General features: G+C 70.0%; 20 protein-coding genes. 13 read left to right on the forward strand and 7 right to left on the reverse strand.

Annotated elements, in window-relative coordinates:
* Positions 1-38 precede the first annotated feature (38 nt).
* Together H286_RS0107695 and H286_RS0107700 are read left to right on the forward strand one after the other, a co-directional pair.
* Positions 39-662: a PadR family transcriptional regulator gene (locus H286_RS0107695; RefSeq protein ID WP_020097672.1), complete on the forward strand. Its 624-nt coding sequence runs from the start codon at positions 39-41 to the stop codon at positions 660-662.
* Positions 659-2,149, forward strand: coding sequence for an MFS transporter (locus tag H286_RS0107700; RefSeq protein ID WP_020097673.1), 1,491 nt, complete (start codon positions 659-661; stop codon positions 2,147-2,149). The genes H286_RS0107695 and H286_RS0107700 overlap by 4 nt, the downstream gene beginning before the upstream one ends.
* A gap of 7 nt (positions 2,150-2,156) precedes the next feature.
* Here H286_RS0107700 and purD read toward each other — a convergent pair whose 3' ends face one another.
* Positions 2,157-3,428 carry a phosphoribosylamine--glycine ligase gene (gene purD / locus H286_RS0107705; protein WP_020097674.1) on the reverse strand — a complete coding sequence of 424 codons (1,272 nt, stop codon included), beginning with the start codon at positions 3,426-3,428 and terminating at the stop codon, positions 2,157-2,159.
* 44 nt (positions 3,429-3,472) lie between these two features.
* Between purD and H286_RS0107710 the strand changes: the two genes are divergently transcribed.
* From H286_RS0107710 to H286_RS0107720, 3 genes are read left to right on the forward strand one after another with little or no spacing between them, the layout of a single operon-like run.
* Positions 3,473-3,826 carry a sterol carrier family protein gene (locus H286_RS0107710; protein WP_018187915.1) on the forward strand — a complete coding sequence of 118 codons (354 nt, stop codon included), beginning with the start codon at positions 3,473-3,475 and terminating at the stop codon, positions 3,824-3,826.
* 48 nt (positions 3,827-3,874) lie between these two features.
* Entirely contained in the window at positions 3,875-4,627 is a 753-nt protein-coding gene (locus H286_RS0107715) for an HtaA domain-containing protein (RefSeq protein WP_028497439.1), read from the forward strand.
* Positions 4,628-4,649: 22 nt separating this feature from the next.
* The gene (locus H286_RS0107720) at positions 4,650-4,967 is read left to right on the forward strand and encodes a hypothetical protein (protein ID WP_020097675.1); all 318 of its coding nucleotides are present in this window, start codon (positions 4,650-4,652) and stop codon (positions 4,965-4,967) included.
* Here the strand turns inward: H286_RS0107720 and H286_RS0107725 are convergent, their stop codons facing one another.
* The gene (locus tag H286_RS0107725) at positions 4,968-5,576 is read right to left on the reverse strand and encodes a hypothetical protein (RefSeq protein ID WP_020097676.1); all 609 of its coding nucleotides are present in this window, start codon (positions 5,574-5,576) and stop codon (positions 4,968-4,970) included.
* A gap of 79 nt (positions 5,577-5,655) precedes the next feature.
* On the opposite strand from H286_RS0107725, the gene purM reads away from it, so the two are divergent.
* Genes purM through H286_RS0107740 form a run of 3 tightly spaced genes read left to right on the forward strand, consistent with a single transcriptional unit; the run spans position 5,656 to position 9,501 of the window.
* Positions 5,656-6,774, forward strand: coding sequence for a phosphoribosylformylglycinamidine cyclo-ligase (purM, locus tag H286_RS0107730; RefSeq protein WP_020097677.1), 1,119 nt, complete (start codon positions 5,656-5,658; stop codon positions 6,772-6,774).
* 9 nt (positions 6,775-6,783) lie between these two features.
* Positions 6,784-8,247, forward strand: coding sequence for an amidophosphoribosyltransferase (gene purF, locus H286_RS0107735; RefSeq protein WP_020097678.1), 1,464 nt, complete (start codon positions 6,784-6,786; stop codon positions 8,245-8,247).
* Positions 8,248-8,265: 18 nt separating this feature from the next.
* On the forward strand, positions 8,266-9,501 hold the full coding sequence (locus H286_RS0107740; RefSeq protein ID WP_020097679.1) for an MFS transporter: 1,236 nt from the start codon (positions 8,266-8,268) through the stop codon (positions 9,499-9,501).
* Between the two features lie 15 nt (positions 9,502-9,516).
* Here H286_RS0107740 and H286_RS0107745 read toward each other — a convergent pair whose 3' ends face one another.
* Positions 9,517-9,726: a DUF3073 family protein gene (locus H286_RS0107745; protein ID WP_018187922.1), complete on the reverse strand. Its 210-nt coding sequence runs from the start codon at positions 9,724-9,726 to the stop codon at positions 9,517-9,519.
* 146 nt (positions 9,727-9,872) lie between these two features.
* Between H286_RS0107745 and H286_RS0107750 the strand changes: the two genes are divergently transcribed.
* Complete coding sequence (locus H286_RS0107750) at positions 9,873-10,433, forward strand: universal stress protein (RefSeq protein WP_020097680.1); 561 nt, start codon at positions 9,873-9,875, stop codon at positions 10,431-10,433.
* Here H286_RS0107750 and H286_RS0107755 read toward each other — a convergent pair whose 3' ends face one another.
* On the reverse strand, positions 10,434-11,036 hold the full coding sequence (locus H286_RS0107755) for a PadR family transcriptional regulator (protein ID WP_020097681.1): 603 nt from the start codon (positions 11,034-11,036) through the stop codon (positions 10,434-10,436).
* A 1-nt stretch (position 11,037) separates the two neighbouring features.
* A complete protein-coding gene (locus tag H286_RS0107760) occupies positions 11,038-11,889 on the reverse strand; it encodes a DUF4097 family beta strand repeat-containing protein (RefSeq protein ID WP_020097682.1) in 852 nt (283 codons plus the stop codon).
* Between the two features lie 136 nt (positions 11,890-12,025).
* On the opposite strand from H286_RS0107760, the gene H286_RS0107765 reads away from it, so the two are divergent.
* On the forward strand, positions 12,026-12,781 hold the full coding sequence (locus H286_RS0107765) for a MerR family transcriptional regulator (protein WP_020097683.1): 756 nt from the start codon (positions 12,026-12,028) through the stop codon (positions 12,779-12,781).
* A gap of 107 nt (positions 12,782-12,888) precedes the next feature.
* On the opposite strand, the gene H286_RS15040 is transcribed toward H286_RS0107765, so the two are convergent.
* Positions 12,889-13,047, reverse strand: a complete 159-nt coding sequence (locus tag H286_RS15040) for a hypothetical protein (protein ID WP_018187927.1) — start codon at positions 13,045-13,047, stop codon at positions 12,889-12,891.
* Positions 13,048-13,232: 185 nt separating this feature from the next.
* Here H286_RS15040 and H286_RS0107775 point away from each other — a divergent pair, with 185 nt between their 5' ends.
* From H286_RS0107775 to H286_RS0107785, 3 genes are all read left to right on the forward strand, one after another.
* Entirely contained in the window at positions 13,233-13,502 is a 270-nt protein-coding gene (locus tag H286_RS0107775; protein WP_020097684.1) for a DUF7218 family protein, read from the forward strand.
* Position 13,503: 1 nt separating this feature from the next.
* The gene (locus tag H286_RS0107780; RefSeq protein WP_028497441.1) at positions 13,504-14,466 is read left to right on the forward strand and encodes a DNA topoisomerase IB; all 963 of its coding nucleotides are present in this window, start codon (positions 13,504-13,506) and stop codon (positions 14,464-14,466) included.
* A gap of 88 nt (positions 14,467-14,554) precedes the next feature.
* Positions 14,555-17,860, forward strand: a complete 3,306-nt coding sequence (locus tag H286_RS0107785; protein ID WP_020097686.1) for an efflux RND transporter permease subunit — start codon at positions 14,555-14,557, stop codon at positions 17,858-17,860.
* Between the two features lie 3 nt (positions 17,861-17,863).
* Here the strand turns inward: H286_RS0107785 and H286_RS0107790 are convergent, their stop codons facing one another.
* Complete coding sequence (locus H286_RS0107790) at positions 17,864-18,772, reverse strand: aldose 1-epimerase family protein (RefSeq protein ID WP_020097687.1); 909 nt, start codon at positions 18,770-18,772, stop codon at positions 17,864-17,866.
* Positions 18,773-18,841 lie beyond the last annotated feature (69 nt).

Genomic DNA, 18,841 nt, shown 5'->3' on the forward strand with positions numbered 1-18,841 from the left:
GTATAGTCCACATGGACTAATCGCTCGGAGGGAGGCCCATGACGGATGCCGTCTCGCGGCTCACCCCCACCGCGATCATGCTCCTCGCGCTGCTGCACGAGGACGACATGCACACCTACGAGATGGTGCGCCTGCTGCGCGAGCGCCGAGCCGATCGCATGATCGCCCTGACCCACGGCACGATCTACCACACGGTCGCCCGCCTCGAGCGGCAGGGTCATATCGCCGAGGTCGGCAGCGACCGCGCCGGCAACCGGCCCGAACGCACGACGTACACGTTGACGGATGCCGGTGACACCGCGCTCCTCGTCTGGATCCGTCGCGAGCTGGTCTCGATCGACGACCCCGAGCGGTTCCGGATCGCGCTCACCGAGGCGCACAACCTCGGCCGGGACGAGGTGATCGCGCTGCTCGACGCGCGGCGGGAGGGACTCGCGGCATCCCTGAATGCGCACCGGAGTGCCCGCGAGACCGCGATCGCGCACGGGTCCCATCCCCAGTTCCTCATCGAAGTCCACCGGCAGGCCGCCCTGCTCGCCGCCGACATCGCCTGGCTCGACGAAGCGGTCGAGTTCATCCGTCGTCCCGACACCGTCTGGGGTGTCGTCGACATCCCCGTCACCGACCGCTATCTGGCACAGAGAGAATCCGCACGCACATGAGCGAGAGCACGACCACCGTCCGCACGCCGGGCGCACCCCCCGCCCCATCGAATCCGTGGCCCGCCCTCTGGGCGCTCGTCCTCGGGTTCTTCATGATCCTCGTCGACACCACGATCGTCTCGGTCGCGAACCCCGCCATCAAGGCGGCCCTCGACCCGTCGACGAGCAACCTCGACAACGTCGTGTGGGTCACATCCGCCTACCTCCTGACGTACGCCGTGCCGCTGCTGGTCACCGGGCGGCTCGGAGATCGGTTCGGGCCGAAGAACATCTACCTCATCGGGCTCGCGATCTTCACGCTCGCCTCGCTCGCCTGCGGCCTGTCGGGTTCGCTCGAGATGCTGATCCTCGCGCGCGCCGCGCAGGGCCTCGGCGCCGCGCTCATGACGCCGCAGACGATGGCCGTCATCACCCGCACCTTCCCCGCCGAGCGGCGCGGAGCGGCCATGGGCCTCTGGGGTGCGACCGCCGGTGTCGCCACCCTCGTCGGACCGCTCGCGGGCGGGCTGCTCGTCGACGGCTTCGGCTGGGAATGGATCTTCTTCGTCAACATCCCGGTCGGCATCATCGCCTTCGTCCTCGCCGTGCGGCTCGTCCCGCAGCTCGAGACGCATCCGCACCGCTTCGACGTCCTCGGCGTGGTCCTGAGCGCGGTCGCCCTGTTCCTCATCGTCTTCGGGCTGCAGGAGGGTCAGCACTACGAGTGGGCCGCATGGGTCTGGGTCATGATCGTCGCCGGCGTCGCCGTGCTCGCGGTCTTCGTGTGGACGCAGGCGCGCACCAAGAGCGAACCCCTCGTGCCGCTCGAACTGTTCCGCGACCGGAACTTCGCGATCTCGAACCTCGCGATCGCCGCCGTCGGTTTCACCGTCACGAGCATGGCGCTGCCGATGGCGTTCTTCACGCAGCTCGCGCGCGGTCTCACCCCGACCGAGTCGGCGCTGCTGCTCATCCCGATGGCGGTGCTGTCGGGTGTGCTCGCACCCTTCGCGGGTCGCATCCTCGATCGCGTCGACCCGCGCGTGCTGCTCGTTCCCGGCCTGTCGCTCATGGTGATCGGGCTCATCGGGTACGTGCTCCTCATGAACACCGAGGCGCCCGTCCTGCTGCTGCTCATCCCCTCGGCCGTCATCGGCGTCGCGAACGCCGGCATGTGGGGTCCGCTGGCGACGACCGCGACCCGCAACCTCCCGCCGAAGCAGGCGGGCGCCGGTTCGGGCATCTACAACACGACGCGCACGATCGGTTCGGTCATCGGCTCCGCCGCGATCGCCGCCGTCATGCAGGCGCGCCTCGAGGCGAACCTGCCCGGTGCCGGAGACGCCGCCGGCGGCGACTTCGGAGGCGGTGGCGGGATGCCGCCCGCCGTCGCCGAGGGATTCTCGACCGCCATGGGTCAGGCCATGCTGCTGCCGGCCGCCGTCATCGCGGTGGGCGTCGTGCTGGTGCTGTTCCTGCGCCGCCCGGCGCACCTCGCTAAGCGCTGAGGTTCGCCTAGTTCGAGGCGCTGAGCGCGATGTCGCGGCGATAGTGCGCCCCCTCGAGCGAGATCTGCTCGAGGGCGGCGTACGCCCGGCCGCGCGCGTCGGCGAGGTCCGTGCCGAGGGCCACGACGTTCAGCACGCGGCCGCCGGTCGCGACGAGTCCGCCGTCGGCGCTCTTCGTCGCCGCGTGGGCGAGGTGGACGCCGTCGACGGATGCCGCGGCATCCGTTCCCGTGAGGGGGCGACCCGTGATCGGCTGCTCGGGGTATCCCTCGCTGGCCAGCACGACGGTGACGGCTGCCTCGGCTGAGAACTCGGGAGCGGGCTCCGACTCGAGCGTGCCGCTCGCGGCGGCGAGCAGCAGCCGCGACAGCGGGGTCGTCAGCCGGGGGAGGACGACCTGGGTCTCGGGGTCGCCGAAGCGCGCGTTGAACTCGATGACCTTCACGCCGGCGTCGGTCAGGATGAGCCCGGCGTAGAGCAGTCCGATGAACGGGGTGCCCTCGGCATCCAGCTGACGGATGACGGGTTCGGCGACCTCGGCGGTGACCTGCGCGACGAACGCCTCTTCGCTGCCGAAGCGGTCGGTCAGCCAGGGGAGGGGCGAGTACGCACCCATGCCGCCCGTGTTGGGGCCCTCATCGCCGTCGAGCGCGCGCTTGAAGTCCTGCGCGGGACTGAGCGCGCGGACGGTGTCACCGTCGCTCAGGAAGAAGAGCGAAACCTCGGGACCGGCGAGGAACTCCTCGACGAGCACGGGGCCGCTCGGCAGGTACGTGTCGGCATGGGCGAGGGCCGCCTCCCGGTCGGACGTGACGATGACGCCCTTGCCGGCAGCGAGTCCGTCGGCCTTCACGACGTAGGGGGCGCCGTATTCGTCGATCGCGGCGGCGACCTCGTCGCGGGTCTGCGCGCGCGCCGCGCGTCCGGTCGGGACACCGGCGGCATCCATGATCCGCTTCGCGAACGCCTTCGACCCCTCCATCTGCGCGGCAGCCTTGCCAGGTCCGAAGACGGGGATGCCGCGCTCGCGCAGTGCATCGGCGACGCCCGCGACGAGGGGCGCTTCGGGGCCGATCACGACGAGGTCGATGTGCTCCTCGTTGGCGAAGGCGGTGACGGCGGCGGGGTCGTTCTGGTCGAGGTTCCCGACGAGAGTCGCGTCGGCGGCGATGCCGGCGTTGCCGGGGGCCGCGAAGATCTCGTGCCCGGCGCCTTCGGCGACCAGAGCGAGGATGATGGCGTGCTCGCGCGCGCCCGAGCCGAGGACCAGGATCTTCACCCCGCCAGACTACCGAGCGCCGCCCGCGCGTTACGGTGACATCTATGGCCCGCACCATCACCACCGGAGACGGGCGCGACGCGCTCGCCGCCGTCGCCGCCGGCGGGGCGGCGCGCACCGACCTCGCCACCGCCGTCCGCTATCTGCTGCAGCTGCTCGTCGAGAAGGCGCCCGGCAACTCGGTCGAAGTGCGCGTTCCTCCGTTCGGCGCCGTGCAGGTGGTCGAGGGGCCGCGCCACACGCGCGGTACCCCTCCGAACGTGATCGAGACGGATGCCGCGACCTGGATCGCGCTCGCCACCGGCCAGACCGCCTGGGCCGACGCCGTCACGGCCGGCTCCGTCCGCGCGTCGGGCGTGCGCGCCAACCTCGACGGGCTCCTGCCGCTCCGTCCCTGACCTCTCCGCACCCGCCCGCCGGTACGATCGCCTGCGGAGAGGAACCGCATGCAGGCACGACACCTCGGGGTGGACGCGCGATCGGCGATCCTCGTGATCGCACTGGCGGCCGCTCTCCTCCCCGTCACCGCGCTCCCCGCCCAGGCCGCGCCCCGTACGTGCACCGTCTCGCAGGCGACGGCGGTGTGGGCTGCCGGTGCCACCGAGGTGCAGGCGAGCGGGTCGCTCGCCGCCGCTGACGGGACCCTCACCTTCGACAAGGGCACGGGCGTGTTGGAGCCGGTGGCTCCGTCGGGCAGTGCCAGCTTCGACGGCACGCTCGCGTACACGAGTGCAGCCGGCGTGAAGACGACACTCTCTGCGCCGACCCTCGTCATCGACGGCGGCAAGGGATCCCTCCTCTTCGACGTGCAACCCGAGGGCGCCGACCAGATGCCGCAGGCTCCGCTGGCGACGGTCGATCTGCGGGCCGCCGCGGTCTCGGAGTCGGGCGACACCGTCAACCTCGACGGCGTGGGCGCGGCGACCGAGCTGACCGCCGAGGGCCGCGATGTCCTCTGGTCGGGAGCCGCCGGCACGTTCGACCTGACCGTCGTCGCGACCTGCACGACCGCCGAGCCCGCCGCGGCGCCGGCCGGTGACGAAGCGGATGCCGGGGGCACCGGCATCCTGGTCCCGGTAGTCGTGGTGGGGATCGCGGCCCTTCTCGCCGCCCTGCTGGCCGTCGGGTCGGTGCAGCGGCGAAAGCGCAACAGCGCCCGCTCGGCGCAGCCCGAGCCGATCGTCGACCCGCTTCCCTGAGGCGCGGGTGGACAATGGGAGCATGGCCGAGCATTCCGAATCGCACGTCGAGTCCGCTGAGCTGCGTCGGAGTCCCAAGTTCGCCGCCTTCTTCGGCGTCGGCGCTGCCCTCGGCATCCTCGTCGCCCTCATCCTGACCTTCGCCTACGGTGACGGTCAGATCAGCGAGAGCACGGGCGCGACCTACTCGCAGAGTCAGGTGTTCGGCTTCCTCCTGCTCGGCTGCGTGCCCGCCGGAGTCGCGCTCGGCGGCGTCATCGCGCTGATTTTCGACCGCGTCCTTGCGCGTCGACACCGGACGGTGCGCATCGAGCGGGAACGCGTCGAAGAGTCCGACTGATCAGGCGAGTTCGGCGATGATCGGCTGGATCGCCGGGTCGAAGGCCGCGACGTCGCCGCGCAGGCCGTCGGTGACCGCGATCGTGAGGGAACCGATCCACCACACGCCCCGCTGCGTCAGTGGGAGCACCTGCACGTTGAGCTCGAACGAGTGCGCGCGCCGACCGACGCGTCGCTCGTGCTCGGCGATCGCGCTCGCATAGGCGCGGTAGCTGCTGGCCGACCCCGACCGGGCCTGCGCGGCGTAGCGCTCGCTCGCCCAGTTCGCGTAGGCGACGGCGTCCTCCGCCAGCGGAGCCATGGCCGCCCGCAGCTCGTCGAACCCCTCGACCGGCAGCACGGCGAGCGTCTCGAACCCGCCGACCAGATCGAGCGGGACGGGGGAGGGATGCGCCTGCGGCTCGACCGACATCGCCCAGTACGCGAGCCATTGCCGCTGCAGCACCGCCGCGTCATCGTCGTCGACGGGCTGCGCGGCGGGAGCGCCCCGCAGGTGCGGCAGCTCCTCGGGAGCACGGATGCCGAGCGCCTGGCGCACGTACAGCGCGACGAGCACCGTCGCGCTCGCATCCTCCCGTACGACCCACTCGGGCCGTTCAGCCCCGCTCATGGCGACATCCTATGGCTCCCCTGTGGCCGGCGTCCCGTGGCGACGATGGCGGATCACCCTGTCCGGTGACCGGTAGGCTGTGCGGGTGGCCGCCACCCCCACCAATCCCTATTCCGCTGCCGGCGTCGACACCGCGGCGGGAGACCTCGCCGTCGAGTTGATGAAATCGGCCGTCCGTCGAACCCAGGGCCCTGAGGTCCTCGGGGGTGTGGGCGGCTTCGCCGGACTCTTCGACGCATCCGCTCTGCTCGGCTGCGCCAAGCCGCTGCTTGCGACCTCGACCGACGGCGTCGGCACGAAGGTCGCCATCGCGCAGGCGATCGACAAGCACGACACGATCGGCCAGGACCTCGTCGGCATGGTCGTCGACGACATCGTCGTGGTCGGGGCGAAGCCCCTCTTCATGACGGACTACATCGCGACGGGCAAGGTCTTCCCCGAGCGGATCGCCGACATCGTCCGCGGCATCGCCGACGGCTGCACGGCGACCGGCACCGCGCTGGTGGGCGGCGAGACCGCCGAGCACCCCGGACTCCTCGGCATCAACGACTACGACGTCGCGGGCGCGGCGACGGGTGTCGTCGAAGCGGACGCCGTCCTCGGTGCCGACCGCGTGCGTTCGGGCGACGTCGTGCTGGCCCTCGCCTCGAGCGGCCCGCACTCGAACGGCTACTCGCTCATCCGCCACATCATCGCGAACGCCGGCATCGGCTACGGCGACAACGCCGCCGACTTCGGCCGGACGTGGGGCGAGGAGCTCCTCGAGCCGACGCGCCTCTACACGTCGCCGCTGCTGCGCGCGATCGACGCGCACCCGGGGGCGATGCACTCGCTCAGCCACGTGACCGGCGGCGGCATCGCCGCCAACCTCGCGCGCGTGCTGCCGGTCGGCACCTGGGTCGACATCGACCGCTCCACCTGGTCGCCGTCACCCGTGTTCCGCGTCCTCGCCGACATCGGCGGGCTGACGCTCGAGCAGACCGAGGGCACCTGGAACCTCGGCGTCGGCTTCCTCGCAGTCGTCTCCGCCGAGACCGCCGACGCCGCGGCATCCACCCTCTCTGCGGAGGGCATCCACACCTGGCAGGTCGGGACGGTGTCGGATGCGGCACTGCCGGCCGGCGACTACGAGCAGGGCGCGAAGGGCGTCGACGGTGGCGCAGTGCGCCTGGTCGGCTCCTACGCAGAAACGGACTGAGCTACACCTATGTGCGGAATCGTCGGCGTCGTCGCTCAGGGACCCGCCAACCAAGAGGTCTACGACGCCCTGCTGCTGCTACAGCACCGCGGGCAGGATTCGACCGGCATCGCGACCGCCGAGGCCAGCGGCATCTTCCACATCGCGAAGAACCGCGGCATGGTCCGCGAGGCGTTCCGCACCCGCGACATGCGCTCGCTGCTCGGCACGATCGGCCTCGGCCACGTCCGCTACGCGACGAAGGGCACCGCCTCGAACGAGGAGGAGGCGCAGCCGTTCTACGTCAACGCCCCGTACGGCATCGTCCTCGTCCACAACGGCAACCTGACGAACACGCGCGAGCTCACCGAGGAGCTCTTCCGCACCGACCGTCGTCACCTCAACACGAGCTCCGATACCGAGCTGCTCGTGAACGTCCTCGCGAACGAGCTGCAGCAGGTCATCTCGGGCCTCGAGCTCGACCACGAGCAGATCTTCGAGGCCGTTACGCGCGTCCACCAGCGCGTCGAGGGCTCGTACGCCGCGATCGCCCTGATCGCCGGCTACGGGCTGCTGTCCTTCCGTGATCCCTTCGGCATCCGCCCTCTGATCCTCGGCACCCGCAAGGCCGAGAACGGCCGGTACGAGTGGACGGTCGCCTCCGAATCGCTCGTCCTCGAGAACGCCGGCTTCGAGGTCGTCCGCGACGTCGAGCCGGGCGAGGCCGTGTTCATCGACCTCGAAGGCAACCTGTTCACGCAGCAGGTCGCGCCGAGCCCTCAGCTCGTGCCGTGCTCGTTCGAATACGTCTACCTCGCGCGTCCCGACTCGGTCATGAACGGCATCTCCGTCTACGAGGCGCGCCTGCGCATGGGCGAGCGCCTCGCCGACACGATCGCGAAGTACACCCCCGAGGGGTCGATCGACGTCGTCATGCCGATCCCCGACTCGTCTCGTCCCGCCGCGATGCAGGTCGCGCGCAAGCTCGGCATCGAGTACCGCGAGGGCTTCTACAAGAACCGCTACATCGGCCGGACGTTCATCATGCCGGGGCAGGCGATCCGCAAGAAGAGCGTGCGCCAGAAGCTCAATGCGATGTCCACCGAGTTCAAGGGCAAGAACGTCCTCCTCATCGACGATTCGATCGTGCGCGGCACGACCTCGAAGGAGATCATCCAGATGGCTCGGGATGCCGGGGCGAAGTCGGTGACGTTCGCCTCCGCCGCGCCGCCCATCCGCTTCCCCCACGTCTACGGCATCAACATGCCGTCGCGTCACGAACTCGTCGCCTACAACCGGACGATCCCCGAGATCGCCGAGGAACTCGGCTGCGACTACCTCGTCTACCAGGAGATCGACGACCTCAAGGCGGCGATCCTCGAGGGCGCGCCCGACGTCGAAGACCTCGACATGAGCTGCTTCGACGGCCGGTACGTCACGGGAACCGTGAGTGACGAGTACCTCGCCTGGGTCGAGGGCACGCAGGAGTCCTGAGCCGCCTAGGCTGAATCGGTGACGTCCTCCGATCTCATCGCCGTGCGACGGGGTCGGATCCTCGCCCTCGTCGGCATCGTCCTGCTCGCGTTCTCGCTACGGTCGGCGGTCGCGTCGCTGTCGCCCCTGTTCGATGCGATCGGCGAGGACTTCGACCTTCCCGCCGCCGTCCTCGGTCTCATCGGCACCGTGCCGCCGCTCTGCTTCGCGGTGTTCGGTCTACTCGCCTCGGGGTTTGAACGCCGTTTCGGCTTGGAGCGCACGACCCTCGTCGCGCTCGGGGTCGTCGGACTCGGGCTCGTCGCCCGGGCCGCAGCGATCGACGCGTCCGGGCTGCTCCTCGGGTCGGCCCTGATCTTCGCCGGCGTCGGTGTCGGCAACGTCCTCGTGCCCGCGCTCGTGAAGAAGTACTTCGCCGACCGCATCGGCCTGCTCACGACCGTCTACACGACGACCATGGCTCTCTCGACCTTCCTGCCCCCGCTGATCGCGGTGCCCATCGCGGATGCCGCGGGCTGGCGCTTCTCGCTCGGGCTCTGGGCAGTCTTCGCCCTCGCCGGCCTGGCGCCGTGGATCGTGCTGGCACTGCAGGCCCGGCGGCTCGCGGCGGCCGCCGACATCGACCTCGCGCCGGTCAGCACCCGTGTCTTCGGGAGGATGTGGCGTCTCCCCACCGCGTGGGCGCTCGCCACCACGTTCTTCGCATCGAGCGCTGTCGCCTACACGTCCTTCGCGTGGCTGCCCAAGATCCTCGTCGACACGGCGGGGGTCACCCCGCAGGTCGCCGGCGTCCTGCTGTCGCTGTTCGCACTGATCGGTCTGCCGGCGTCGCTCGTCGTGCCGGCGCTCGTCGCACGCCGCGACATCGTGCTGCCGCTGTTCGTCATCGCGTTGGCGTGCGGGGTGCTCGGCGCGGGCGGGCTGCTGGTGGCCCCGGCATCCGCCCCCTGGTTGTGGGTGTCGCTGCTGGGCACGCTGCCGCTGCTGTTCCCGCTGGTGCTGACCTCGGTGGGTCTTCGCACGCGCACGCACGATGCGACCGTCGCGCTCAGCGCATTCGCGCAGAGCCTCGGCTACGGCGTGACGATGTTCATCCCGCTGAGCATCGGGCTGCTGCACGACGCAAGCGGGTCATGGACGGCGCCCCTCGTCATCCTCATCGTGATCTCGCTGCTCGCACTCCCGGCCGGCGTCGTGATCGCGCGACGGAAGACGGTCGAACAGGAGTGGGAACAGCGCCACGGATCGTGGTGAGTACGACCGGGGAGGTCAGGCCTTCTCGAGCGACGGGGAGGAGGACTCGGACTCGTCGTCCTCGTCATCCTCATCGGCGTACTGATCGGCCCACTTGTCCTCGTACTGCTCGTCACCAGGCGCGCCGAGCTCCCGCTCGAGCGCGTTGATGTTCAAGCTGTAGGTGTCGTACTTCAGCTCACGGGCGATCTTGGTGTTCTTCGCCTTTTGACGGCCACGCCCCATGCGTAACCCCCTCATTTCACGAGTGCGGGCTTGGTCCGGCAGCCCGACGCAGTCACAGTCCGGCAGAGGCCGGGAAGAGTAGCATTCAGGGTACCACGGAGCGTTCCCACCGCCCTCGCGGGCGGCGAGCAGGAAGGTGATCTGCCATGTCCGATGCCACATCGCAGCCGACCGCCCGTCGCCCTCATCGGCCCGTCATCGTGGGGATCGTGCCGCGGCAACCGTCCCGGGTGCTGCGCGAGGCCGCCCACTACGCCCGGCTGCACGGGGCGTCGTTGCTCGTCGTCCACGTCGATGTCACCCGATTCGTCTCCTACGAGGACCCCGACGGGTACGTCCACACCGCGCCCATCAACTTGGACGCGATCCCCGGCGAGGCGCTCGAGTCCCAGCTCCGCGACGAGGCGGCCCGTGCGCTCGAGGGCGTCGACGTCGCGTGGCAGCTCGAGATGCTCGCCGGGGACCCGGCGTTGGCGATGAAGGATCTCGCCGACCGCACCGAGGCGCGACTGATCGTCGTGGGCACCCGCAAGCGCGGGATCGGCGACTCGATCCGCGAGTTCTTCACCGGATCGGTCGCTGCACGGCTGGCTCACCGTCAGCCCCGACCGGTCCTCGTCGTCCCCACCGGCGAACCGGTGAAAGACGACGAGGACCCGTGGCGCGACCGGCAGTCCTGGCCCGAGGAGCTCTGGCCCGGGGCCTGATCAGCCCCGCGTCGCCCGACGGACGGCCTCGGCCGCGTCGTCGAGAGCGACCTTGAGGTCGTCGATGACGGATGCCGCGAGGTCGCCGCCCCGCGCGACGTGACTGCGGAGGTCGGCGCGCAGCTCGGCACGGAACTCCGCCAGCAGCTCGTCGGCGCGGCGCACCTGTTCACGGGCGGCCGAGCGCGGGTCCGCCGCCGCGGGTTGCGTCGGGGAGGACGAGGGCTGGGATGCCGCGGCGAGATCGGCCTGCAGGCTGCGCATGGCCTCGCGGACACCGGCACGCACCTCATCGGCGATGAGGCGCACGCTGTCGGCGAGACCCGCTTCGATTCCGGCGAGATCACCCGAACGGGCCGAGACTTCGGCGCGACCGGCATCCGTGATCTCGTAGACGGTCTTGCGGCCGTCCACCGTCTTCGTGACGAGCCCCTCCTCTTCGAGCTTCGAGAGGCGCGGGTAGACGGTGCCGGCGCTCGGTGTGTAGGTGCCACCGGTGCGGTCCGACAGCGCCTGCATGAGGTCGTAGCCGTGTCGAGGCGCCTCGTCGAGCAGGCTCAGCAGGTAGAGGCGCAGATCACCGTGCGAGAAGACGGCGGGCATGTCAGTACTCCTCGGCGACGGGCGCGTCGTCGGAGATCGCGGCGGCGACCCGACGGATGACGGTGACGTCGCCCGACACCGTGTTGGCGCGCACCTCGGCGAACGAGCCGCTGAGCTCGCCGACGGTTCCGGTGTAGTTCGAGCCGATCCCGCTCTGCGAGCGGTCGATGCCGTCGACGTGGAGCTTCCCGCTGACGGTGCGGAGTGTGTACTTCGCGGCCACGGCCTCGTCGAGGCGCAGAGTCGCGGCTCCGCTCACGGTGTTGAACGACACGTTCTGGGTGGGGCCGCTGGAGTCGATCAGGACGGCTCCGCTGACCGTGTCGGCGAAGGCGGTGCGGATCGTGCCGACCGCGGTGACGGCGCCCGAGACGGCATTGGCGTTGAGCGTCCCGGTGAGACCGCGCATCTGCACGTCCCCCGAGACGGAGTTCGCCGTCACGTCGCCGGTGAGACCGTCGACGATGATGTCGCCCGAGACGGTGTTCAGCTTCGCGTCGGAGGCGAGTCCTGCGACGAGCGCGCTTGCGCTCACGACACCGAGGGTGAGGGCGATGTCCCGGGGGACCGCGATGCTGATCTCGGCCTGGGGGCCGCCGCTGCCGAAGTTGCGGAAGGACGTGAGGAAGTTGTCCCAGCGCAGCTGCGCGTGGTCGATCTCGATCGCGCCGTCCTGAGCCTCGATGCGCAGTTCCTTCTGCGTGACCGAGTGCACCTCGATGCGGACGCCCGGTTCGTCATGGGCGACGACGTCGATCTGACCGCCGACGAGTCCCACTTTGAGTCGACGGATGCCGTCGAGGTCGATGATGCGGGTCTCCCCGGGCTGGACCAGCCACTTCTCGAGAGTCATGTTGTCTCCTGCGGATGAGCGCGAATCAAGATATATCGCGTTGGAAGGACGATAACACGATATATCTCGAGTGTCGAGATGGTCGGCGACGTGCGCACTTGACCTTGACGCAGCGTCAACTCTTAACGTGATCTCCATGACGCGCGAATGGTCGATCCAGCAGCTCGCCCGGCTCGCCGGGACGACGAGCCGAACGCTCCGTCACTACGACCACGTCGGTCTGCTGCCGGCGACGCGGGTCGGCCCGGGCGGCTACCGGTTCTACGACGCTGCCGCCCTGCGTCGACTGCAACGCATCCTGCTGCTGCGCGAGTGGGGTCTCGGCCTGCCGCGCATCGCCGAGATGCTCGCCGACGACGTCCCCGAGGAGCAGGCGCTGAGCGCCCACCTCGACCTGCTCGAATCCGAGCGGGATCGCATCGAGCGGCAGATCGCTGCCGTCGCGTCGACCCTCGACGCGAGAAGAAGAGGAGAGGAACCCATGGCCGAGACCATGTTCGACGGCTTCGATCACACCGCCCACCGACAGGAGGTCACCGACCGCTGGGGCGCGGACGCGTACGCACGATCAGACGCCTGGTGGCGCGGGATGCCGTCCGCCGAGAAGAAGCAGTGGCAGGACGACACGGCGCAGCTCGGCCAGGAATGGGCACGCGCGGCGGAGCGCGGCATCCGTCCCGATTCCGACGAGGCGCAGGAGCTTGCGGGGAGGCACGTCGCGTGGCTCCGCACGATTCCGGGGACACCCGCATCCGAGGGTGGAGACGTCCGCGGCTACGTCCTCGGGCTCGCCGACATGTACGTGGCGGACGATCGTTTCGCGAAGAACTACGGCGGAGCCGCCGGTGCGACCTTCGTCAGGGAGGCGCTCCGCCATCACGTCGGCGCGTGATCGGATGCCGGACGTGACGAGGCCCCCTCTACCGTGGTCGGGAGGGGGCCTCGAAGCGCTCCTGGGGGAGAGCGCCGCTGACGCACCTGGGGGAGTGCGTCAGACGATCAGGCGTTCTTGCGGAGTACTCGCAGCAAGAATGCGATCAGAGCGATGACACCAACGATGATGGCGACCCACAGCAGGAACTGGAGGCCTTCCGTGATGCCACCCACGATCGCCAAAACGATGGCGATCACGATGATGATGATGAGTGCGAGGTTCATTGGAGGCTCCCTCTGTTTGTCTCCGTTGTCCGCCGGGGCGGGGGTGACGCGGGTGTGCGTCTAGACATTGTTATCAGCGTTCTTTCAGGTGATCACAGGCCCTTGACAGGTTGGCCCTGCGGTGACATAACGTGGCCGCACGCGGGCGATCCTTACCCGCGATCGACACGTGAGGCGGATGCACCATGCCGGCAGGACGCGGCTCGAACAGCCTGAAAGACCCCGAGCTCTACGAGGAGCTCCGCGCCGACGGTGCCTCGAAGGAGAAGGCCGCCCGCATCTCCAACGCGGCGGCCCGCGACGGCCGGAAGGCGGTCGGGAAGCGCGGCGGCGCAGCCGGCGACTACGAGGACTGGACGGTGGCCGACCTTCGTGGACGAGCGAAGGAGCTCGGCCTCAGCGGGTATTCCCGGGCGCGCAAGGCCGACCTCATCGACATGCTCCGATCGCACTGACGTGCCTCGCCTGAAGCGGGTGCGTCCCGGTGTCGACCTCGGCTACCGCCGACTGCGTTCGGGCACCGGGTTCCGATACCTGGATGCCGACGGCAATCCCCTCCCGAAGGAGGAGGCCGAACGCGTCCGCGCCCTCGTGCTGCCGCCGGCCTGGCAGGACGTGTGGATCTGCGCCGACGCGAACGGCCACGTGCAGGCGACCGGCGTCGACGAGGCGGGGCGGGTGCAGTACCGCTACCACCCGCAGTGGACCGCGGGTCGGGACAAGGGCAAATACGCGCGCGCGCTGCAGCTCGCCGAGGCTCTGCCGCGAGCGCGCGGCCGGGTGACGACATCGCTCCGCCGGGAGGACATCGATCAGGAGCGTGTGCTCGCCGCCGCGTTCCGGCTTCTCGACCTCGCCGCGCCGCGCGTGGGCGCCGAGCGCTACCTCGTGAAGCACGGCAGCCGGGGACTCACGACCCTCCTGCGCCGGGACGCCGTCGTCGACGGAACTGTGGTCGCCCTCCGCTTCCCCGGCAAGAGCGGTCAGCGACAGGAGATGGAGGTCGACGATGTCGACCTCGCAGCGGCCGTCGAACTGCTCGTGGGCGGACGGCCCGCCTCGCCGCTGCTCGCCCATCTGCGCGGGCGACGGCGCGTCGCTCTCAGCCCTCGCGACGTCAATCTCTACGTCCGATCCATGACCGGCGGAACCTTCACGGCGAAGGACTTCCGGACGCTCCGCGGGACGATCACCGCGGCCGACGCCCTCGCGCGGATCGGCCCCACGACGAAGAAGAGTGAACTCGCGCGCGCCGAGGTGCTCGCGGTGAAGGTGACCGCCGAGGCGCTCGGCAACACCCCGTCGGTCGCCCGCAGCTCGTACATCGACCCGCGCGTGTTCGACCGGTACCGTCGCGGCATCCTCCTCGACACCTCGGTGTCGCCCGAATCCGCCATCCGGACGCTCATCCTGTCCTGACACGCCCTCCCAGCCTCGGGCCCTGCGGCGCGTGGGATACTTGCGCGCATCCCCGCACCGCCCCCTGCACTGTGGAAATGGGCCTTCGTTGTCTCACCTCGCCGTCCTGAGCCTCAAGAACCGTGCGCTCATCGCCCTCATCACGATCGTCGCCGCGATCTTCGGAGGCCTCGCTCTCACGAGCCTCAAGCAGGAGCTGATCCCGCCGATCCAGCTGCCGCAGCTGTCGATCCTGACGACCTACCCGGGTGCCTCACCCGACGTCGTCAACAACGACGTGTCGACGCCCATCGAGCAGGCGATCCAGGCGGTCCCCGACCTCGAGTCCACATCGTCGACGAGCACGACGAACGCGTCGATCGTCCAGGCATCCTTCGCGTACGGCACCGACCTCGCGACGGCCGAGCAGAAGATCCTGCAGGCGATCAACCGGATCGATTCGCTGCCGGACGGCCTCGACACCAACGTCCTCGCCTTCTCGACCGACGACCTCCCGGTCATCTCGCTCGCCGTGACGGGGTACGACGACGAGGCCGCCGTCCAGGACCGCCTGGAGAACGCGGTCATCCCCGACGTCGAGGACCTCGACGGGGTCGCGGCCGCCCAGATCGTCGGTGGCCGGACGTCCCGCGTCACGATCACGCCCGACCAGGAGAAGCTCGCGGCCGCCGGGTACACCCAGACGGCGATCACCGACGCGCTCGACCAGAACGGCACGCTCTTCCCCGGCGGCACGGTTTCGGAGGGCGACCAGACCCTCACGGTGCAGACGGGCACGAAGCTCGACTCCGTCGACGGCATCGCCGCCCTCCCGCTCGTCCCGACCAACGCCGACCAGATCGCCGCCGGCGCACTCACGGTCGGCGACGTCGCCACGGTCGTGCTCGACACCGACCCGGTCACCTCGATCTCGCGCGTCGACGGCAAGCCCGCCCTCACCGTGTCGATCACGAAGCTGCCGGCCGCCAACACCGTCGACGTCTCGCACCTCGTCCGCGATTCGCTCACGAAGATCAAGGACGATCTCGGCAACGGCGCGACCGTGACGGTCGTGTTCGACCAGGCCCCCTACATCGAGCAGTCGATCGAGGCCCTCGCTCAGGAGGGCCTGCTCGGCCTCGCGTTCGCGGTCGTCGTCATCCTGATCTTCCTGCTGTCGGTGCGGTCGACCCTCGTCACCGCCATCTCGATCCCGACGAGCGTGCTCATCACGTTCATCGGCATCCAGGCCTTCGGCTACTCGCTCAACATCCTGACGCTCGGCGCGCTCACGATCGCGATCGGCCGCGTCGTCGACGACTCCATCGTCGTCATCGAGAACATCAAGCGGCACTACGTCGGCGACGCCGACAAGCTGGCCTCGATCCGCCTGGCGGTGCGCGAGGTCGCGGCGGCGATCACGGCATCCACCCTCACCACCGTCGCCGTCTTCCTCCCCATCGCGTTCGTCGGCGACCTCACGGGCGAGCTCTTCCGTCCGTTCGCGCTGACCGTCACCATCGCGATGCTCGCCTCGCTGTTCGTCGCGCTCACGATCGTCCCGGTGCTCGCGTACTGGTTCCTGCGGCCGGGCAAGCCGGTTCTGGATGCCACGGGCCGGGCCATCGACCCCGAGGACCCGACCGCCCCGCCGAGCCGGCTGCAGAAGTCGTACCTGCCCGTGCTGCGCTGGACGCTCCGCCACTCCGTCGTCACCCTGCTGCTCGCCGTCCTCGTGCTCGGCGGCACGATCCTCGCCGTGCCGCTCATGAAGGTCAACTTCCTGGGCGATTCGGGCCAGAACACGTTCACCGTGACCCAGAACATCGGCGCGACGGCGAGCCTCAGCAGTCAGGACGCCGCCGCGAAGCGCGTCGAAGCGGTGCTCCTCGACGTCGACGGCGTCGACACCGTCCAGACCTCCATCGGCTCCTCGGGTTCCGCGCTCCGCGACGCCTTCTCGGGCGGTGGCACGGGCATCACCTACTCGATCACCACCGACCCCGACGCCGATCAGGAGCAGATCCGGGCCGACGTGCAGAAGGCCGTCGCCGACCTGAAGGATGCCGGTGACGTCACCGTCGCCGCTGCACAGGGCGGCTTCGGCTCCAGCGACATCGAGGTCGACATCACGGCGCCCGACGCCGGGGTCCTCCGCGACGCGACCGACAAGGTGGTCGCCCAGCTGAAGGGCGCCGACGGCGTCGACCAGGTCGACTCGAACCTGTCGGCATCCCTCCCCTTCGTCTCGGTCGCCGTCGACCGCGACAAGGCCGCGGAACTCGGGCTCTCCGAGGTCGCCGTCGGCGGTCTCGTCTCGAACACGATGCAGCCCCGTCAGATCGGCACCGTCGAGATCGACGACTCGACCCTCACCGTCTACCTGCAGGCGTCCGAGATCCCGAAGACCATCGCGCAACTGCGGGCGCTCGAGATCGCCAGCGCGTCGGGTCCGATCCGGCTCGACGAGGTCGCGACCGTGACGCAGTCCGAAGGCCCGTCCTCGATCACGAGCGAGCGCGGTCAGCGGACGGCGACGGTCACGGTCACGCCGTCGAGCGACGACCTCAACGCCGCCAACACGACCGTGACCGCGGCGCTCGCCGATGCGGACCTCCCCCAGGGAGCGGACGCGGAGGTCGGCGGTGTCGTCACGCAGCAGCAGGATGCCTTCGCGCAGCTGGGGCTCGCGATCCTCGCCGCCATCCTGATCGTCTACATCGTGATGGTCGCGACCTTCAAGTCGCTGCGCCAGCCGATCCTGCTGCTCGTGTCAGTTCCGTTCGCGGCGACCGGCGCGATTCTGCTGCAGATCGCCTCGGGCGTGCCGCTCGGGGTGGCCTCGCTCATCGGCGTGCTGATGCTCGTCGGCATCGTCGTGACGAACGCGATCGTCCTCATCGACCTCGTCAACCAGTACCGCGAGAAGGGACTGTCGACGCCGGAGGCGGTGCTCGCCGGTGGCGCTCGCCGTCTGCGGCCCATCCTCATGACGGCCCTCGCGACGATCTTCGCGCTCACGCCGATGGCGCTCGGCATCACCGGGCACGGCGGCTTCATCTCGCAGCCGCTCGCGATCGTCGTGATCGGCGGCCTCGTGTCGTCCACGGTGCTGACTCTGCTGGTGCTGCCGGCGCTCTACAACCTCGTCGAAGGCGCCAAGGAGCGTCGCGCCGCGAAGCGCGGCGACGTTGTCCCGGCGGTCGACGGCGCGTCGGCGGGCACCCCGGCGCCGCTCACGCGTCGCGCGCGACGGGACGCGGCATCCACTGCCGTCACCGGTGCGGCGGCCGTCGACACGGCGCTCGTCATCGAGGAGTCGCCGGACGTCGAGATCCCGATGGACGAACCGGCTGCCTTCGAGGAACCTGTAGTTCAGGAGCCGGGCGCGGAAGAGTCGCGGCGCGAGGAGTGAGGGTCAGTCGGCCTCGGTGAGGTCGACACCCCACTCGAGCGTCCACGTCTCGCCGGGCGCGAGTTGGCGGAGGCTCCGGCCCGAGTTGAACGCGTCGGCGGGCGCCGTCATCGGTTCGATCGCGACGGCCACGTCGTGGCCGGGGAACCGGTCGGTCGTGAACACCTGCACGTACTCGAAGCCCGCGCCGGCCCACACCGTCAGACGCCGCGAATCGGGCGCGACGAGATGAGCCTCGATGCGGCCGCCCCGCCGGGGGAGCCCGGCGAACGCGACGTCGAGCGACAGGTCGCCGATGCGGCGCGGTGAGCTCAGGTCATGGTCGTCATCGACGGGCTCCTCGGCGACCGGGATGTTCTGCTCGTCGAGACGGAACCACGTCCGCGCCTCGAGCTGCAGCGACAGGTCGGCAGTGTCGACGTCCGAGATGCGGAAGTAGGGGTGGGTCCCGACGGCGACGGGCGCATCGCCGTCCCCGACGTTCGTGACCGCGTGCGTGACGCGCAGGCCGCGCCCCTCGAGCGCGTAGGTCACCCGGTTCTCGAGGTGGTACGGGTACCCCGTCTGCGGGAACACGTCGGCTCGCAGGGTGAGGGCGGCATCCGTCTGCTGTTCGGCCCGGTACGACGCGAACCGCAGCAGCCCGTGCGACGCGTTGCTGAACTTCGGCTCGGTGATCGCGAGCTGGCGGAGCTCGCCGTCGTCCTCCCAACGGCCGTCGCGGATGCGGTTCGGCCACGGCACGAGGACGATGCCGGATGCCGCGGGTGTCGGCACGTCGTCGGGGTAGTCGGGCACGAGATCGACATCGCCGACGCGCAGCGCACGGAGCGCGGCGCCGACCTCGGTGATCTCCGCGGAGACGTCGGCGGCGTGGAGGCTGAAGCGGGTTCCGGTGGGGTCGGCGGCCATGCGGCCAGCGTATCCGCGCGGCGGCTTCTCAGGTGGGGCGGGTATCGTGGAGCAGTCGGCGGAGGACAC

It is taken from the genome of Microbacterium sp. 11MF, from assembly GCF_000383475.1.
Classification (GTDB): domain Bacteria; phylum Actinomycetota; class Actinomycetes; order Actinomycetales; family Microbacteriaceae; genus Microbacterium; species Microbacterium aquilitoris.